Genomic DNA, 16,349 nt, shown 5'->3' with positions numbered 1-16,349 from the left:
CATGCTCGACAATCTCATTGGCGAACTTGGGCCATGGAGTTGGTGGGTGGCCGGTTTCGTACTCCTGGCTGCCGAACTCATCGCACCCGGTTTCTTCCTGGTCTGGATCGGTCTTGCCGCCGTCATCGTCGGCGCTCTCTCTTTGGCATTTTGGGACAGCGCCTTCTGGATCTGGCAGGTGCAACTGCTGGTCTTTGCGGCCTGCGCCATCATCGTCACCCTGCTMGGCCGCCGCTATGTCTACAACAACAACCAGATAACGGATGAGCCCTTCCTCAACCAGCGCGGCGCGAGCCTGGTCGGCCGCACGGCAACGCTCAACGAGCCGATCGCCGAAGGCCGCGGCCGGATCCGCCTGGACGATACCTATTGGACTGTGATGGGGCCGGACCTGCCGGCCGGAACCCGCGTCAAGGTCGTCGCCAGCAATGGACGCGATCTGACCGTCGAAATGGCGTGATCAGGCGACGCCGATCCGCAGCAGATCGTGGAAATGGACGATGCCGACAGGCCGCCGGGCGTCGTCGACGACGATCAGCGCCGAGATATTGTGACGGTTCAGCACTGCCATTGCGCCGGTCGCCAGCGTCGTTTCCTTTACCGTCTTCGGATTGCGCGTCATCACATCGTCCACCCGCATCTCTGCAAGGCTGCCGCCGAGATTGCGGGCAATATCGCCATCGGTGACGATGCCGCACAGGCAACCGTCGTCATCGATCACGCCGACGCAGCCGAAACGCATTTTCGATAGCGTCATCGCCGCTTCCGGCATGCCGGTGCCAAGGCTAACCAGAGGCACGCGGTCACCCTTGTGCATGATATCGGCGACATGCGAGAGGCTGGCGCCCAGCTTGCCACCGGGATGGAAGGTGCGGAAATCCTCGGCCGTGAAGCCGCGCGCTTCCAGCAGTGCTACGGTCAGCGCATCGCCGATGGCAAGCTGCAGCAGCGTCGAGGTCGTCGGTGCGAGCCCATGCGGGCAAGCTTCCTGCTCCTTGGGCAGCAGCAGAACTACATCCGACTCGCGCGCAAGCGTAGAGGTTTCACCGGCGGTGATGGCGATCATCGGAATCGAGAAGCGACGGGAATAGCTGATGATGCCGCGCAGCTCGGCGCTTTCGCCGCTCCAGGATATGGCGATGATGACGTCATCCTGCGTGATCATGCCGAGATCGCCGTGATTGGCTTCGACCGGATGCACGAAGAAAGCCGGTGTTCCCGTGGACGCCAGGCTTGCGGCGAGCTTGTTGCCGATATGGCCGCTCTTGCCGACACCGGTGATGACGACGCGGCCGCTGATGTCGCCGATGATCTCCACCGCGCGGCTGAAGGGCGCGGCCAGACCATTGGTCAGGGCGCGTTCCAGCGCCTCCATGCCCAGTCTCTCGGTCTCGATCGTCCGTATTGCGGATTCGATCGCACCGTTCTCGATCAGTCTTACAGCTCTCTTGTTCATGAGCGAGGCCTAACGCTTTTCTCTATTTCTGTCCACCCGAGATCGATTTTGTGCAGCGGAGATGGGTCGTCGCACCATCAAAGCAAGTTCCGTCACATGACTCCTTGTAGTCCTCTGGCAAGGAAGCGTTAACCATGGGCCTTTACGCTTGGGTAAGAATTTAAAGCATTTCAAGTAAGGTCAGACATAGATCAAATGAACATCGGCAAGAACAAGGCGGGTGGTGTTTCCCTCCGGCTGACGGCATGCGCTGCATCCGCTCTGCTGGGTTGGGTTGCGCTCGCCATGCCGATGCCGGTTCAGGCGCAATCGCTCAACACCAGCCAGAGTTCTAATCCGGCGACAGCATCGACCGACACGGACAGTTTGGATCTGCCCGGTTCGGACACGACGGGCGCGACATCCTCCAGATCCATGACGACCAACGCCGCGAATCAGGCGGCAACGGATGCGGATAGTCCGTCCAGCGCGTCTCTCCGGCTCGGCGGCATCGATCCCACGACGACGGGCTCCACGCTGGATAACGATCTGCGCCGCGTCAATCAGCGCGAGACCAGTGTCGACGATCTGAAAGCGCGGCAGCATCCGGACCGTGAGGATGTGCAGGGCATACCGCTTGGCACCTTCACCTTGCGCCCTTCCGTCAACCAATCCATCAACGTCGAGAGCAACCGCACCGGCTCGACCAATGACGACCGTAGCTTTCTGCAAACCGATCTGCGCAGCACCTTGACGTCGGATTGGGACCGCCATGCCCTGACCGTCACCGGCGAGGGCGTCTGGCAGAAAAACCTGAGCGGCACCGGCGCCGAACAGCCGACCGTCAATATCAACGCCGATCTGCGCCTTGACCTTCCCGCCGATACGACAGCGCATATCATCGCCGGCTATCAGTTCTACCGCGAAGACACCAGCGACCCGAACGCCATTGCCGGCGCTTCGAAGCAGTCGGCTGTCAATCAATTCAATACCGGCGCATCGCTGGAGCGCGATTTCGGCCTGCTGCGCGGCACGACAGCCGTCGGCCTGACCCGCACCATCTATTCCGACGCCACCCTGTCGGACGGAACACAGGTGACGCTCAGCGACCGCAACCAGACCGCCGGCACCTGGCGCGGGCGCATCGGTTACGAGCTTTCGCCTGTGCTCATCCCCTTCCTGGAGGCCGATCTCGGCCGCACCTTCTACGACCAGTCGCACGACAGCAATGGCTACGCCCGCTCGAACCAGAGCTACGGGGGCAAGGCGGGCGTCGAGCTCGACCTCGGCGACAAGATGAAGGGCGAACTAGGCTTCGGCTATCAGCATACGGAATTCGACGATTCGCGCCTCGCTTCGATCGATTCGCCGACCGTCGACGGCAATCTCGCCTGGTMGCCGCAGCGCGGCACCGATGTCAGCATCGGCCTTTCGACAACGGTCCAACCCTCCACGACGGCGGGCGAAAGCGGCTACACCGCCTATCAGTTGACGGGCACGTTGAGCCAGGAACTGCGCGACKATCTCACCGCCAAAGTAACGGGCGGCACCATCTGGCGCGTCTATCCCTCCGGCAGCACCACCTCCGACGAAACCGAATATGATGCCGCGCTTGGCCTCACCTGGGGCATCAACCGCTATCTCGATCTGACGAGCAATGTCGGCTACCAACTGACGTCACGAACGACGGGCGATGATACGCGGCAGCTCCAGGCGGGCGTGGGATTGACGGTGAAGAGGTAGAAACTGCCTAGACAGATTCGATAGGAGCGAGGGTCGTTTCTTGTCCGAACATCAGGACTCGGTTCGTCCCTGCCTACCCCCTCTCTTGCAATTTCTAAAAATTAGGCGAGGGACAAGCCCTCGCCTAATCCTAAGAAATTGCTTTCTCGCCCGCCAGGGGCGAGATGAGCTTGTTACTTCAGCGCTTCGACCAGTGCCTTGAACCCGTCCTCGATGGTAGGACGGATGTCGGCGCGGGCGAGCGCGAAGGCGACGTTGGCGAGGATGAAGCCATCCTTGGCGCCACAGTCGAAAGTCTGGCCGCGGAAGTGATAGCCGGCGAAATCCTGCTGCTGGGCAAGCTTCAGCATGCCGTCCGTCAACTGGATTTCGTTGCCCGCACCACGCTCCTGACTTTCCAGGATGTGGAAGATCTCCGGCTGCAGGATGTAGCGGCCGTTGATGAAGAAGTTCGACGGAGCCGTGCCCTTGGCCGGCTTTTCCACCATTTCGGTGATGCGGAAGCCGCTGCCGATCGTCTCGCCGACGCMGACGATGCCGTATTTATGGGTCTGGTCCGGAGCGCATTCCTCGACGGCGATGACGTTGCCGCCGCTATGCTCGTAAAGCTCGATCATGCCCTTCATGCAGCCCTTTTCGGCACGCATGACCATGTCGGGCAGCAGCAGCGCGAAGGGTTCGTCGCCGACGATCTCGCGGGCGCACCAGACGGCGTGGCCGAGACCGAGCGGCTCCTGCTGGCGTGTGAAGCTCGCCGTGCCGGCCTTCGGCAGCAGGCCGTTCAGCAGCGACAGCTCGGCATTCTTGTTGCGCTGGCGAAGCGTCTGCTCGAGTTCGAACTGAATATCGAAATAGTCCTCGATGACATGCTTGCTGCGGCCGGTCACGAACACGAAATGCTCGATGCCGGCTTCCATCGCCTCATCGACGACGTACTGGATTACCGGCTTGTCGACGACGGTCAGCATCTCTTTCGGCACCGCCTTGGTCGCCGGCAAGAACCGCGTCCCTAGTCCGGCGACCGGAAATACTGCCTTACGCACCTTTTTATGCTGTCCCACTCATACCTCCTGGGAATTGCGTCGCTTTTGCGCCAAAGCTACTCGAAGGGTCAGTAGTATAAATTTGCTACTGTTTTGCAAATGATGACTGACCCCGGCTTCCATGGTAAAGAATTTGTTGACTTCGTTCCTGTAGTGTCACGCTTGGGCGAATGCCACGGGCATCGCCGCACCCGAAATCCAAGTATTGATGGACACGGCTGTTGATGACCCCAAACCGCAAACACTCCCTTCGTGGTCTCGCCCTGGCGCTCGCGCTCGGTGCCGTTGCGGGACTAACCCCCATTAACGCCAATGCGGACGCTGGGTTCCAGAAATGGATCGCGGGCTTCTACGATACCGCAGCCAAAAGCGGCATCACGCAGTCAACCTATCGCAAAGCATTTGCCGGCGTAACGGACCCAGACCCCACGGTCCTAGAAAAAGCTCAGTACCAACCGGAATTCAAATCCGAGATCTGGGATTATCTAGATTCCCGCGTCAATCCCTATACCGTTGATGTTGGCCGGAAGATGGCGGCCAAATACGGTTCCACACTTCGTTCCCTTGAACAGCATTTCGGCGTGGACCGCAATATCATCCTGGCTATCTGGTCGATGGAATCGAATTACGGCGCCGTGCTCGCCAAGGACGAGAAGCTGCATTACGTGCCGCGTGCTTTGGCAACTCTCGCCTATGCCGATCCGAAGCGTGCTGGCTACGCCAAAAAGCAGTTGATCGCCGCGTTGAAGATCCTGCAGAGCGGCGACGTGCCGCGCGAAGAGCTCAACGGCTCCTGGGCCGGCGCCATGGGCCACACGCAATTCATCCCGACCAGCTACCTGCTCTATGCGGTCGACGCCGATGGCAATGGCCATGCCGATATCTGGAACTCCATTCCCGACGCGCTGGCAACGACCGCCAATCTGCTGGCAAAGAACGGCTGGAGCACTGGCCGCACCTGGGGCTACGAAGTGACCGTACCGCCCGGCGGCGCGGCGCAACTCGGCAAGACCCACACGATCGCGCAATGGGCTGCCATGGGTTTCGTACGCCCGAACGGCAAGAGCTTCCGCCTCACCTCCGACCGCGCGCAACTGAAGATGCCGGGCGGACCTAACGGCCCCGGCTTCCTGATGGCCGGCAACTTCTTCACCATCAAGCGCTACAATGCCGCCGATAGCTACGCGCTTGCCGTCGGCCTGCTTGCCGATCAGATCGCCGGCTCTGGCGGCATGCAGCAATCCTGGCCGCGCCCGAGCGGTACGCTGGATGTGAAGCAGAAATTCGAGCTGCAGACCCGCCTGAAGGAACTCGGCTATTACGACGGTGTCGTCGACGGCAATTTCGGCTCCGGCTCCAAGGCCGCCATTACCGCCGTTCAGCAGCGATTCGGCATGAGCGCCGACGGCGAGCCGTCGATGAACCTGTTGAACGCCCTGCGCAAATAGGTCGCCGCGGTCGCAATGAGTCTTGGATTCTCTGGACGGCAGCGCCGCTTTCATGCGACCATGGCGCAGCGAGCGGAAAAGAGCCCGATGAAAAACCGACCTGTCCGCGCGGCCATGGCTGCTGCGAAAGCGATCCTCACGGCGCTTCTTGCAGTATGCTTCGCGTTTGCCTGCCTGCTCACGACGGCCGAAGCGCAGGAGCGGCCGCGCAGGACATTGCTCGACATGCTGTTCGGCAGTTCGGAACCCGATATTCCCGAGCAGCAGCCTGCGCCGAGACGCACCATACGGCCGCATAAACGAGTCGCTCCGCCGCCACGCCAGGTGGTGGTGGCTCAGCCGGAGACGCCGCCGGAGATCCCGAAACTGCCCGACGCCAAGACGATCCTCGTCGTCGGCGATTTTCTGGCGGGCGGCCTTGGCGACGGATTGGGCGATGCCTTTTCCACCTCTCCCGGCGTCGTCGTGCAGACGCGCAGCACGGTCGCCTCCGGCCTTGTGCGCCAGGATTATTATAACTGGCCGCAGCAACTGCCCGCCATGATGGATCAATTGAAACCGGCCCTGGTCGTCGTCATGATCGGCGCCAACGACCGCCAGCAGATGACGGGTGACGGGCTCAATGAAAAATTCGGCACCGATCCATGGTACCTCGCCTATGAGGAACGCGTGGAGCAGTTCGGCAAGCTGGTGACGAGCCGCCATATCCCCCTGCTCTGGGTCGGCCTTCCACCCTTCGGTTCAAGCCAAATGACGGCCGACGCCGTAAAGCTCAATCAAATCTACCAAAGCCAAGTCGCAAGTATCGGCGGCGAGTTCATCGATATCTGGGATGGCTTCACCGACGAGAACGGCGCGTTCATCGTCACCGGCTCAGACATCAACGGCCAGCAGGTGCGGCTCAGAACCGCCGATGGCATCAATCTCACGGCAGCGGGAAAACGCAAGGTCGCCTTCTACGTCGAAAAACCGACGCGCCGGTTACTCGGCGATCAGGCGAGCCCGGATATCACCCGCCTCGACACCGGCAATCAACTGCCAGCCGAACAGGTCAATCTGCCGGCAACGGAGATGGAAAAGATCACCCGCACACAGCCGGTCAGCCTCTCCGATCCCAATCTCGACGGCGGCGCGCAGCTCCTCGGCGGCACCCCCGCCCAAACCTCGGTCAGCGAATCTCCTCGTGACCTCCTGGTCGAGAAAGGCCAAATGGCCCCGGCACCGACCGGACGCGTCGACGACTATCGGCTGCCGACGCCGGATACGCCGGTAGACAACTCCGCAAAATAAAAGGGCCGCACTTCGCGGCCCTCTAAATATCAGCAGATGCGCTTCGCTTACCGCGGCAGCACTGTCGAGCCCATCAGGGCCTCGTCGATCGCGCGGGCGGCCTGGCGGCCTTCGCGGATGGCCCAGACGACCAGGGACTGGCCGCGGCGGACGTCGCCGGCGGTCCAGAGCTTATCGACCGAGGTCTTGTAGTCCTTGTCGTTGGCGACGACGTTGGTTGAGCCGCGCTTGTCGGTGTTGAGCGTCAGCTTGCCGTCGAGTTCCTTCAGCACGCTGTCGGTGAAGGGGCCGCGGAAGCCGATGGCGATGAAGGCGAGATCGGCGCGGATGACGAATTCCGTCCCGGCGATCGGCTTGCGGCGCTCATCGACTTCGCAGCACTTCACGCCGGTCAGCACGCCGTCTTCGCCCATGAATTCCAGCGTTGCCACCTGGAATTCGCGCACGGCACCCTCGGCCTGCGAGGAGGAGGTGCGCATCTTCGTCGCCCAGAAGGGCCAAACAGCGAGCTTGTCTTCCTTTTCCGGCGGCTGCGGGCGGATATCGAGCTGGGTCACCTTGACAGCACCCTGACGGAAAGCGGTGCCGACGCAGTCGGATGCCGTGTCGCCGCCACCGACGACGACAATATGCTTGCCGCCAGCGAGGATCGGATCGGACGGCCAACCGATACTGTCGATGTTTTCACGGCCGATGCGGCGGTTCTGCTGCACGAGATAGGGCATGGCGTCATGGACGCCGGCTAGCGTCGTGCCGGGAATGCCCGCTTCGCGCGGGGTTTCCGAGCCGCCGCAGTAAAGAACCGCATCATAATCAGCCAGAAGCTGCTCGGCCTTGACGTCCACGCCGACATTGACGCCGCAATGGAAGGTCACGCCTTCGCCCTTCATCTGCTCGACACGGCGATCGATGAAGTTCTTCTCCATCTTGAAGTCCGGAATGCCGTAGCGCAGCAGCCCGCCGGGCTTCGTCTCGCGCTCGTAGACATGGACATCGTGACCAGCCCGGCCAAGCTGCTGAGCCGCTGCCATGCCGGCAGGGCCGGAGCCGATGACGGCGACCTTCTTGCCCGTATGGACGGTTGCCGGTTCCGGACGGATGAAGCCGAGCTCGTAGGCCTTGTCGGCAATGGCCTGCTCGACCGTCTTGATCGCGACCGGAGCATCCTCGAGATTCAGCGTGCAGGCTTCCTCGCAAGGCGCGGGGCAGACGCGGCCGGTGAATTCCGGGAAGTTGTTGGTCGAATGCAGGTTGCGGATCGCCTCTTCCCAATTGTTGTTGTAGACGAGGTCGTTCCAGTCCGGAATCTGGTTGTGAACCGGGCAGCCGGTCGGGCCGTGGCAATAGGGAATGCCACAGTCCATGCAACGCGCGGCCTGTTTCTGTACTTCCTGGTCCGACATGGGGATCGTGAATTCGCGGAAATGCCGGATGCGATCCGATGCCGGCTGATACTTGCCAACCTGCCGGTCGATTTCCAAGAAGCCTGTTACCTTGCCCATGCTTTCGTTTCCTCACTCAAAATAGAGGAGCCGATGGCTCCCGTGCCTGAAGGCAAATCCCGCTGCCCCGTCCGGCACTGTAATTCAAAACCGATTCCGCTTTTCGACAGTTGCGATCGCCAGTTCGGCGATCGCAATCGGACGCGAAATCCTCGAAGGGAAGACGAGCCGCAGCGGATCACTCCGCCGCCACGCCCATCCGGCTACGCTCCATCTCTTCCAGCGCACGACGGTATTCGACCGGCATGACCTTGCGGAATTTCGGGCGGTAGTCGGCCCAGTGATAGAGGATCTCCTTTGCCCGCGTCGACCCGGTGTAGTGGAAATGGTTCGAAATCAACTGGTAGAGGCGCTCTTCGTCGTGGCGCGTCATGTCACCGGAGACGTCGACGCGTCCCTTGTGCATGAGGTCGCCGCCGTGATGATGCAGCTTCTCCAGCAATTCATCCTCTTCCGGAACCGGTTCCAGCTCGACCATCGCCATGTTGCAGCGGCGGGCGAAATCGCCCTTCTCGTCAAGCACGTAAGCGACGCCGCCCGACATGCCGGCTGCGAAGTTGCGGCCGGTTTCGCCAAGCACGACGACGACACCGCCGGTCATGTATTCGCAGCCGTGGTCACCCACGCCTTCGACGACGGAGATGGCGCCGGAGTTGCGCACCGCGAAACGCTCGCCGGCGACGCCACGGAAGTAGCACTCGCCTTCGGTCGCACCGTAGAGCACGGTGTTGCCGACGATGATCGAATGTTCGGCTGAGATCCGCGAGTTTTCCGGCGGACGGATGATGATGCGGCCGCCCGAAAGACCCTTGCCGACATAGTCGTTACCGTCGCCGATGAGGTTGAACGTGACGCCGCGTGCCAGGAACGCGCCGAAGGACTGCCCGGCGGTGCCTCTCAGCGTGACGTTGATCGTGTCATCCTTCAGGCCACGGTGACCATAGCGCTTGGCGACGGCGCCCGACAGCATCGCGCCAGCCGAACGATCGACGTTCTTGATGTCTACTTCGAAGGCGACAGGCGTCTTGCTGGCAAGCGCCGGCTCCGCCTTCTCGATCAGCTTGCGGTCGAGAATGTCGACGATCGGGTGCTTCTGCACGGTCGTCCAATAGGTCTCTTCCTTCGGCGCCTCGACCTTGTGGAAGATGCGGCTGAAGTCGAGCCCCTTGGCCTTCCAATGGGCGAGCATATCGTCCTTCTCCAGCAGTTCCGAAGCGCCGATGATGTCGTCCAGCTTGGCGGCGCCAAGCGAGGCGAGGATTTCGCGCACTTCCTCTGCAACGAAGAAGAAGTAGTTGATGACATGCTCCGGCGCGCCCTTGAAGCGCTTGCGCAGGACCGGGTCCTGCGTCGCGACGCCAACCGGACAGGTGTTGAGGTGGCACTTGCGCATCATGATGCAGCCGGCCGCAATCAACGGCGCGGTGGCAAAGCCGAATTCGTCTGCGCCGAGCAGCGCGCCGACGATGACGTCGCGGCCCGTCTTCAAGCCGCCATCCACCTGCAGGGCAACGCGTGAGCGCAACCCGTTCAGCACGAGCGTCTGCTGTGTCTCAGCAAGGCCGATTTCCCAAGGCGAGCCGGCATGCTTCAGCGACGTGAGCGGCGATGCGCCCGTGCCGCCATCGAAGCCGGCGACGGTGATGTGATCGGCGCGCGCCTTGGCGACACCGGCGGCGACCGTGCCGACACCGACTTCCGAGACGAGCTTGACCGAGACATCCGACGTCGGGTTGACGTTCTTCAGGTCGAAGATGAGCTGCGCCAGATCTTCGATCGAATAGATGTCATGATGCGGCGGCGGCGAGATCAGGCCGACACCCGGCGTCGAATGCCGGGTCTTGGCGACGGTGGCGTCGACCTTGTGGCCGGGCAATTGACCGCCCTCGCCGGGCTTCGCACCCTGCGCAACCTTGATCTGCAGCACGTCGGCATTGACCAGATATTCCGTTGTCACACCGAAGCGGCCCGAGGCGATCTGCTTGATCGCCGAGCGTTCCGGGTTCGGCGAGCCGTCGAAGAGCGGCATGTAACGGTCGGATTCCTCGCCGCCTTCACCCGTATTCGACTTGCCGCCGATGCGGTTCATGGCGATTGCCAGTGTCGTGTGCGCCTCGCGGCTGATCGAGCCGAAGGACATGGCGCCCGTCGAGAAGCGCTTGACGATATCGGCTGCCGGCTCGACCTCGTCGACCGAGATCGGCTTGCGGCCGAGTGCTTCCGCACCCTTGACCTTAAAAAGACCGCGGATGGTGTTCATCCGAAGCGCCGACTGGTTGACCATCTCCGAGAACTCGCGATAGCGGTCTTCGGCATTGCCGCGCACGGCATGCTGAAGGGCGGCCACGGCATCCGGGGTCCAGGCGTGGCTTTCGCCGCGCATGCGGTAGGCATATTCACCGCCGATATCGAGCGTGCTTGCCAGAATCGGGTCACGGCCGAAGGCCGACCGATGACGGGCAACGGTTTCCTCGGCGATGGTTTCGAGGCCGATGCCTTCGATCATCGTCGCCGTGCCGAAGAAATATTGATCCACCAGTTCCTGCCGCAGGCCGATCGCATCGAAGATCTGCGCGCCGCAATAGGACTGATAGGTCGAGATGCCCATCTTCGACATGACCTTGAGGATGCCTTTGCCGACCGCCTTGATATAGCGGTAGACGACTTCGCTCGCATCGACTTCCTTCGGGAAATCGCCGCGCTGATGCATGTCGAGCAACGTGTCGAAGGCGAGGTAGGGGTTGATCGCCTCCGCGCCATAGCCGGCGAGCAGGCAGAAATGATGCACTTCGCGCGGCTCGCCGGTTTCAACGACGATACCGACCGATGTGCGCAACCCCTTGCGGATCAGGTGATGGTGGACGGCCGCAGTCGCCAGCAGCGCCGGGATCGCGATGCGGTCCGGGCCGATCTGGCGGTCGGAGAGCACGATGATGTTGTAGCCGCCGCGAACGGCCGCCTCGGCACGCTCGCAGAGACGATCGAGCATTTCCGGCATGCCTTCGGCACCGCGTTCGACATCATAGGTGAAGTCGAGCGTCTTGGTGTCGAAACGATCCTCCGTATGGCCGATCGAACGAATCTTTTCCAAATCGCCATTGGTCAGGATCGGCTGGCGTACTTCCAGCCGCTTGGCGTTTGCCATGCCGGTATGGTCGAGTAAGTTCGGACGCGGGCCGATGAAGGAGACGAGGCTCATCACCAGCTCTTCGCGGATCGGGTCGATCGGCGGGTTGGTTACCTGCGCGAAGTTCTGCTTGAAGTAGGTATAGAGCAGCTTCGGCTTGTCGGACATGGCCGAGATCGGCGTATCCGTACCCATGGAGCCGATCGCTTCCTGCCCCGTCGTCGCCATCGGCGACATCAGGATCTTGGTGTCTTCCAGCGTATAGCCGAAGGCCTGCTGGCGATCGAGCAGCGACACGTCGCGGCGTAGCGCCCGCGGCTCCACCGGCTTCAGGTCTTCGAGGATCAACTGCGTGCGGTTGAGCCAGTTACGATAGGGATGCTTGGTCGCAAGTTCTGACTTCACCTCGTCGTCCGAGATGATCCGGCCCTTTTCCATATCGATAAGCAGCATCTTGCCTGGCTGCAGGCGCCACTTCTGAATGATCTTTTCTTCCTCGACCGGCAGAACACCGGCCTCGGACGCCATGATGACGCGATCATCGTTGGTGACGAGATAGCGGGCCGGACGCAGGCCGTTGCGGTCGAGCGTCGCGCCGATCTGCTTGCCATCCGTGAAGGCGACAGCAGCCGGACCATCCCACGGCTCCATCAGGGCGGCATGATATTCGTAGAATGCCTTGCGTTCCGGCGCCATCAACTGGTTGCCAGCCCAGGCTTCCGGGATGAGCATCATCACGGCATGCGCCATGGAATAGCCGCCACGCACGAGGAATTCGAGCGCGTTGTCGAAGCATGCCGTGTCCGACTGCCCTTCGTAGGAAATCGGCCAGAGCTTGGAGATATCGTCGCCGAACAACGGCGAAGACACCGATGCCTGGCGCGCCGCCATCCAGTTGACGTTGCCGCGCAACGTGTTGATTTCGCCATTATGGGCAACCATGCGATAGGGATGCGCCAGCTTCCACGACGGGAAGGTGTTGGTGGAGAAACGCTGATGCACGAGGGCGACCGCCGATTCGAAACGCGGATCGGAGAGGTCCTTGTAATAGGCGCCGACCTGATAGGCGAGGAACATGCCCTTGTAGACCACGGTCGAGTTCGACAGCGAGACCGGGTAGAAGTTGCTCTCTTCGCCCTCATATTCCGCATAGATGCGGTTGGAAATCACCTTGCGCAGGGTGAAGAGGCGGCGCTCGAATTCCTCATGCGTGCCGGCGTCTCGGCCGGCGCCGATGAAGACCTGCACATGATGCGGCTCGGTGGCAGCGATTTCCGGCGCCTTGGAGAGCGAGGAGTTGTCGACCGGCACGTCGCGGAAGCCGAGCAGAACCTGGCCCTCCTCGGCGACGACCTGCTTGATGGCCGTCTTGAAATGCTCGATCAGCGCCGCGTCGCGCGGCAGGAAGAAATGGCCGACGCCATATTCCCCGGCCTTCGGCAGGATGACGCCCTGCGCCGCCATCTCCTCGCGGAAGAAACGGTCCGGAATCTGCACGAGAATGCCGGCACCGTCGCCCATCAGCGGATCGGCGCCGACAGCGCCGCGATGCGTCAGGTTTTCMAGAATGAACAGGCCGTCGCGCACGATCTGGTGCGACTTCTGGCCCTTCATATGCGCGACAAAGCCAACGCCACAGGCGTCATGTTCGTTGCGCGGATCGTAAAGGCCCTGTTTCGGCGGGATACCGAAGGCGGCACGTTTCGACGTATTGACCGTAGCGGCAGCCTTTGCTGCTGCGATGTGGTCAAAAGTCTTGGACGGCGTCCTGTTCGTCATCGTTTTCCCTCCGGTAAGGCCCGCATCACGGGCGATCCTTCGTCCCGCGCCGCCCCGTTATCAGGTCCGACGCGCGACAGCGCTGTTGCATTGTGAAGATCGGGCCGCAGACCATGACCCCTTGGTGGAGCCCGTCGTCAGCGTTCCGCGCCTTGCTTATTCCACCGCCGCTCCACTTGGTCGCCTGACGGCTCCACGGGACATGCTCGCGATAACTATAGCTCGAAATCCCGATATCGTCAGGACCCTCTAGCGCATCTTCGGCCTTGGCGGCCAAAATAGGACAGCAACCCTGTCCTAATTCATCAGCTCTATGCCAGAAAGCGACGGGCTCCGCAAGAGCAAAACGGCAAATTATCGCTAAGTTGCGACGGAAGATTGCCAATGCTTCAAAATTCGAGCAAGAAAGTTTCGCTGCACCGCATCATTTTGTTTGTTGATTGCGCAGATCAATTTCTGTGATGCGTCCTTCAGCATCACGCTCTTGATCCCCTGCGACATTGGATTAATGTCCGGCAGACCTCCGGTAACCCTCCCGCAATCCCGTTAATTCAGTTGGTGCATATCCATGTTCTTTGCTTCCGATAATTGGGCCGGCGCCCATCCTAAGATCGCCCAGCGTCTTCTCGCCGAATCCGGCGGTTTTGCCGCAGCCTACGGTACCAGCGATCTCGATCAGAAAATTGAAGCCAAATTCGCCGAGATTTTCGAGCGTAAGGTCGCCGTCTTCTTCGTCGCGACAGGCACGGCCGCCAATTCTCTGTCGCTCGCCAGCGTCCAGAAGCCGGGCGGCATCAGCTTCTGCCATCCAGAAGCGCATGTGGCCGAGGACGAATGCGGGGCGCCGGATTTCTTCAGCGGTGCGCGGCTGGCGACGGTCGAGGGTGCGGCCGGTAAAATTGACGTGAAGGCGCTCGCCACCAAGGTCGCCCGCTTTCCGCAGGATGACCTCCATCACGGCCGCGCAGCGGCGGTGACGATCACCCAGGCAACGGAGGTCGGCACGGTCTATTCGCTCGCTGAAATCGATGCCATCGCGTCCGTCTGCAAGGCAAACAGTCTGCCGCTGCACATGGACGGTGCTCGTTTCGCCAATGCGCTGGTCGCGCTTGAGGTCAGCCCGGCGGAGATGACCTGGAAGCGTGGGGTCGACATTCTTTCCTTCGGTGGCACCAAGAACGGCTGCTGGTGCGCCGAGGCAATCGTCTTTTTCAATCCGGAGCAGGCGAAGGAGATGCATTTCATCCGCAAACGCGCTGCCCAGCTCTTCTCCAAATCGCGTTTCATCGCCGCGCAATTCGACGGCTATTTCGAAGATGGCCTCTGGCTCGACCTTGCCCGCCATTCCAACCGCATGGCCGATCGTTTGCGCGCCGGCATCGAACAAGCCGCCACCGCACGCCTCGCCTGGCCTACGGCTTCGAACGAAGTCTTTGCGATCATCTCGAAATCGGCTGCTAAGACCGCCGAGGACAAGGGCGCAAAATTCTACGAATGGCCGATCCCGGAATCGCAGCCCGAACTGGTGAACGGGAACGAGACCCTGATCCGCCTCGTCACAAGCTTCGCCACGACCGAAGACGATGTCACCGGCTTCCTAGCTTGCCTCACCTGATTTTCGGGTAAAAAAGGAGCGCCGTAGCTGTCCCACCGGGGCGCACGCGGCGCTCAACACCTCATTTGGAGGTCAATTCTGATTTGAATGCACGAATAGTGCGGAATTTGAAACGTCTTGGCCCGATTGGCCCGGCATGTGGCGGGTTATGACCGTCATTGCCATGACGCAGGCGACCAGCCCGCAAATAAATATCGCACCATATTTCATCGGGCTGATTTTCCTCGACTCAGCTCGTTTATCCTAGAAAATCGTACCAACAAAAGCTGACCCGAACCTGAATGAGTGAATCAAAACGGCGGGACACGCGGAAAGCGAAACAACAGCCGGCGAAGGAATTCCAGTAGGCCTTTTACTTCTATCTATTTGATAGGAAACAAATTTCTAGATTTTAGAAATAGCGAATCCGATAGATCAGGCGGATCTCAGCCCCCGCACCTTCATCAGAATGTCCTCCGACAAGGCGCTGACCAGCAACTGATCCGCGCCCTTGCGCGGCACCAACACAAATTCGACATCCTCCAATGCCGGCAGCCAGCCAGGGGCAATTTCCGACAGACCCGTCGGCGCCATGCTGCGGGGCTGAACGAGGACGCCCATGCCGGCCCGTGCCGCCGCCGTCAAGCCGCTGAGGCTGCCGCAGGTGCAGACGATGCGCCAGGGCACCTGCTGACGGCGCAAGGCTTCCAGTGCCACGGCTCGGGTAACGCTTGGGGCGGGAAAGGCGATCAACGGCAATGGCGCCGCAAGCTTCCGAATGCGCTCCGGATCACGCGCCAGCCAGATCAGCGGTTCGCGATAGACGAGCCTTCCCCTGGCATCGCCTAGACGGCGCTTGGCAAGAACGAGGTCGAGGTCGCCGTTATCCTGCATCTCATAGAGCGTGCCACTGAGGGCGACCGTCAATTCGAGATCGACCGAGGGATGCGAGCGAACGAATTCCTCCAGCACATCCGGCAACTGGCTGGTGACGAAATCCTCCGAGACGCCGAGCCGCAGATTGCCGCGCAGGCTGTTGCCGGCGAAGAGCTGCTGCACCTCCCCCTCGATCGACAGCATTTGCCGGGCATGACCAAGTAGCGCCTCGCCGTCGCCGGTTAGCACCACCCGATGCGTGTCGCGCGCCAGAAGCTTGCGTCCGAGCGTGGTCTCCAGCCGCTGAATATGCTGGCTAACCGTGGACTGGCCGAGGCCGAGCCGCTCGGCCGCGAGCGTGAAGCTGCCCATCTGCTCAACGGCGACGAAGCTGCGCAACTGTGTGAGATCAAGCATGGCACCCATCCTGATTCGCGATAACTGTTATTCCTTGCATCGTGGATCACGATAGGTCTATGTGCAAGGACAAGTCTTACGGAATCGCAATTGGG

Annotated in this window: 10 protein-coding genes; 5 read left to right on the top strand and 5 right to left on the bottom strand. The window is 61.3% G+C overall.

What is annotated here, in order from left to right; genetic code table 11:
• The first annotated feature begins 1 nt into the window (after window position 1).
• On the top strand, window positions 2-460 hold the full coding sequence (locus tag QD357_RS12465) for an NfeD family protein (RefSeq protein ID WP_107109190.1): 459 nt from the start codon (window positions 2-4) through the stop codon (window positions 458-460).
• On the opposite strand, the gene QD357_RS12460 is transcribed toward QD357_RS12465, so the two are convergent.
• Entirely contained in the window at window positions 461-1,456 is a 996-nt protein-coding gene (locus QD357_RS12460) for a KpsF/GutQ family sugar-phosphate isomerase (RefSeq protein ID WP_107109191.1), read from the bottom strand.
• A 195-nt stretch (window positions 1,457-1,651) separates the two neighbouring features.
• Here QD357_RS12460 and QD357_RS12455 point away from each other — a divergent pair, with 195 nt between their 5' ends.
• Window positions 1,652-3,178, top strand: coding sequence for an outer membrane beta-barrel protein (locus QD357_RS12455; protein WP_414124390.1), 1,527 nt, complete (start codon window positions 1,652-1,654; stop codon window positions 3,176-3,178).
• Between the two features lie 173 nt (window positions 3,179-3,351).
• On the opposite strand, the gene galU is transcribed toward QD357_RS12455, so the two are convergent.
• A complete protein-coding gene (gene galU, locus QD357_RS12450) occupies window positions 3,352-4,239 on the bottom strand; it encodes a UTP--glucose-1-phosphate uridylyltransferase GalU (RefSeq protein ID WP_414124389.1) in 888 nt (295 codons plus the stop codon).
• Between the two features lie 206 nt (window positions 4,240-4,445).
• Here galU and QD357_RS12445 point away from each other — a divergent pair, with 206 nt between their 5' ends.
• Window positions 4,446-5,669 carry a lytic murein transglycosylase gene (locus QD357_RS12445; protein ID WP_107109194.1) on the top strand — a complete coding sequence of 408 codons (1,224 nt, stop codon included), beginning with the start codon at window positions 4,446-4,448 and terminating at the stop codon, window positions 5,667-5,669.
• 87 nt (window positions 5,670-5,756) lie between these two features.
• Window positions 5,757-6,959, top strand: coding sequence for a DUF459 domain-containing protein (locus tag QD357_RS12440; protein WP_107109195.1), 1,203 nt, complete (start codon window positions 5,757-5,759; stop codon window positions 6,957-6,959).
• 47 nt (window positions 6,960-7,006) lie between these two features.
• Here the strand turns inward: QD357_RS12440 and QD357_RS12435 are convergent, their stop codons facing one another.
• Together QD357_RS12435 and gltB are read right to left on the bottom strand one after the other, a co-directional pair.
• Window positions 7,007-8,461, bottom strand: a complete 1,455-nt coding sequence (locus tag QD357_RS12435) for a glutamate synthase subunit beta (RefSeq protein WP_107109196.1) — start codon at window positions 8,459-8,461, stop codon at window positions 7,007-7,009.
• 178 nt (window positions 8,462-8,639) lie between these two features.
• On the bottom strand, window positions 8,640-13,367 hold the full coding sequence (gltB, locus tag QD357_RS12430; protein ID WP_414124388.1) for a glutamate synthase large subunit: 4,728 nt from the start codon (window positions 13,365-13,367) through the stop codon (window positions 8,640-8,642).
• A gap of 568 nt (window positions 13,368-13,935) precedes the next feature.
• Here gltB and QD357_RS12425 point away from each other — a divergent pair.
• Window positions 13,936-14,982, top strand: a complete 1,047-nt coding sequence (locus tag QD357_RS12425) for a threonine aldolase family protein (protein WP_107109199.1) — start codon at window positions 13,936-13,938, stop codon at window positions 14,980-14,982.
• A gap of 414 nt (window positions 14,983-15,396) precedes the next feature.
• Here the strand turns inward: QD357_RS12425 and QD357_RS12420 are convergent, their stop codons facing one another.
• Complete coding sequence (locus QD357_RS12420) at window positions 15,397-16,254, bottom strand: LysR substrate-binding domain-containing protein (protein WP_107109469.1); 858 nt, start codon at window positions 16,252-16,254, stop codon at window positions 15,397-15,399.
• Between the last annotated feature and the right edge of the window lie 95 nt (window positions 16,255-16,349).

This window comes from Rhizobium sp. BR 317, assembly GCF_047445835.1.
In the GTDB taxonomy this organism is placed as follows: Bacteria; Pseudomonadota; Alphaproteobacteria; order Rhizobiales; family Rhizobiaceae; genus Rhizobium; species Rhizobium paranaense.
The sequence above is the reverse complement of the archived record's forward strand: the minus strand, read 5'-3'. Positions and strand labels throughout refer to the sequence as shown.

Bases quoted from the DNA above. Each gene is read 5' to 3' on its own strand.
- QD357_RS12460 (WP_107109191.1), bottom strand. From the start codon at position 1,456: ATGAACAAGAGAGCTGTAAGACTGATCGAGAACGGTGCGATCGAATCC.
- QD357_RS12445 (WP_107109194.1), top strand. From the start codon at position 4,446: ATGACCCCAAACCGCAAACACTCCCTTCGTGGTCTCGCCCTGGCGCTC.
- QD357_RS12440 (WP_107109195.1), top strand. From the start codon at position 5,757: ATGAAAAACCGACCTGTCCGCGCGGCCATGGCTGCTGCGAAAGCGATC.
- QD357_RS12435 (WP_107109196.1), bottom strand. From the start codon at position 8,461: ATGGGCAAGGTAACAGGCTTCTTGGAAATCGACCGGCAGGTTGGCAAG.
- QD357_RS12425 (WP_107109199.1), top strand. From the start codon at position 13,936: ATGTTCTTTGCTTCCGATAATTGGGCCGGCGCCCATCCTAAGATCGCC.
- QD357_RS12420 (WP_107109469.1), bottom strand. From the start codon at position 16,254: ATGCTTGATCTCACACAGTTGCGCAGCTTCGTCGCCGTTGAGCAGATG.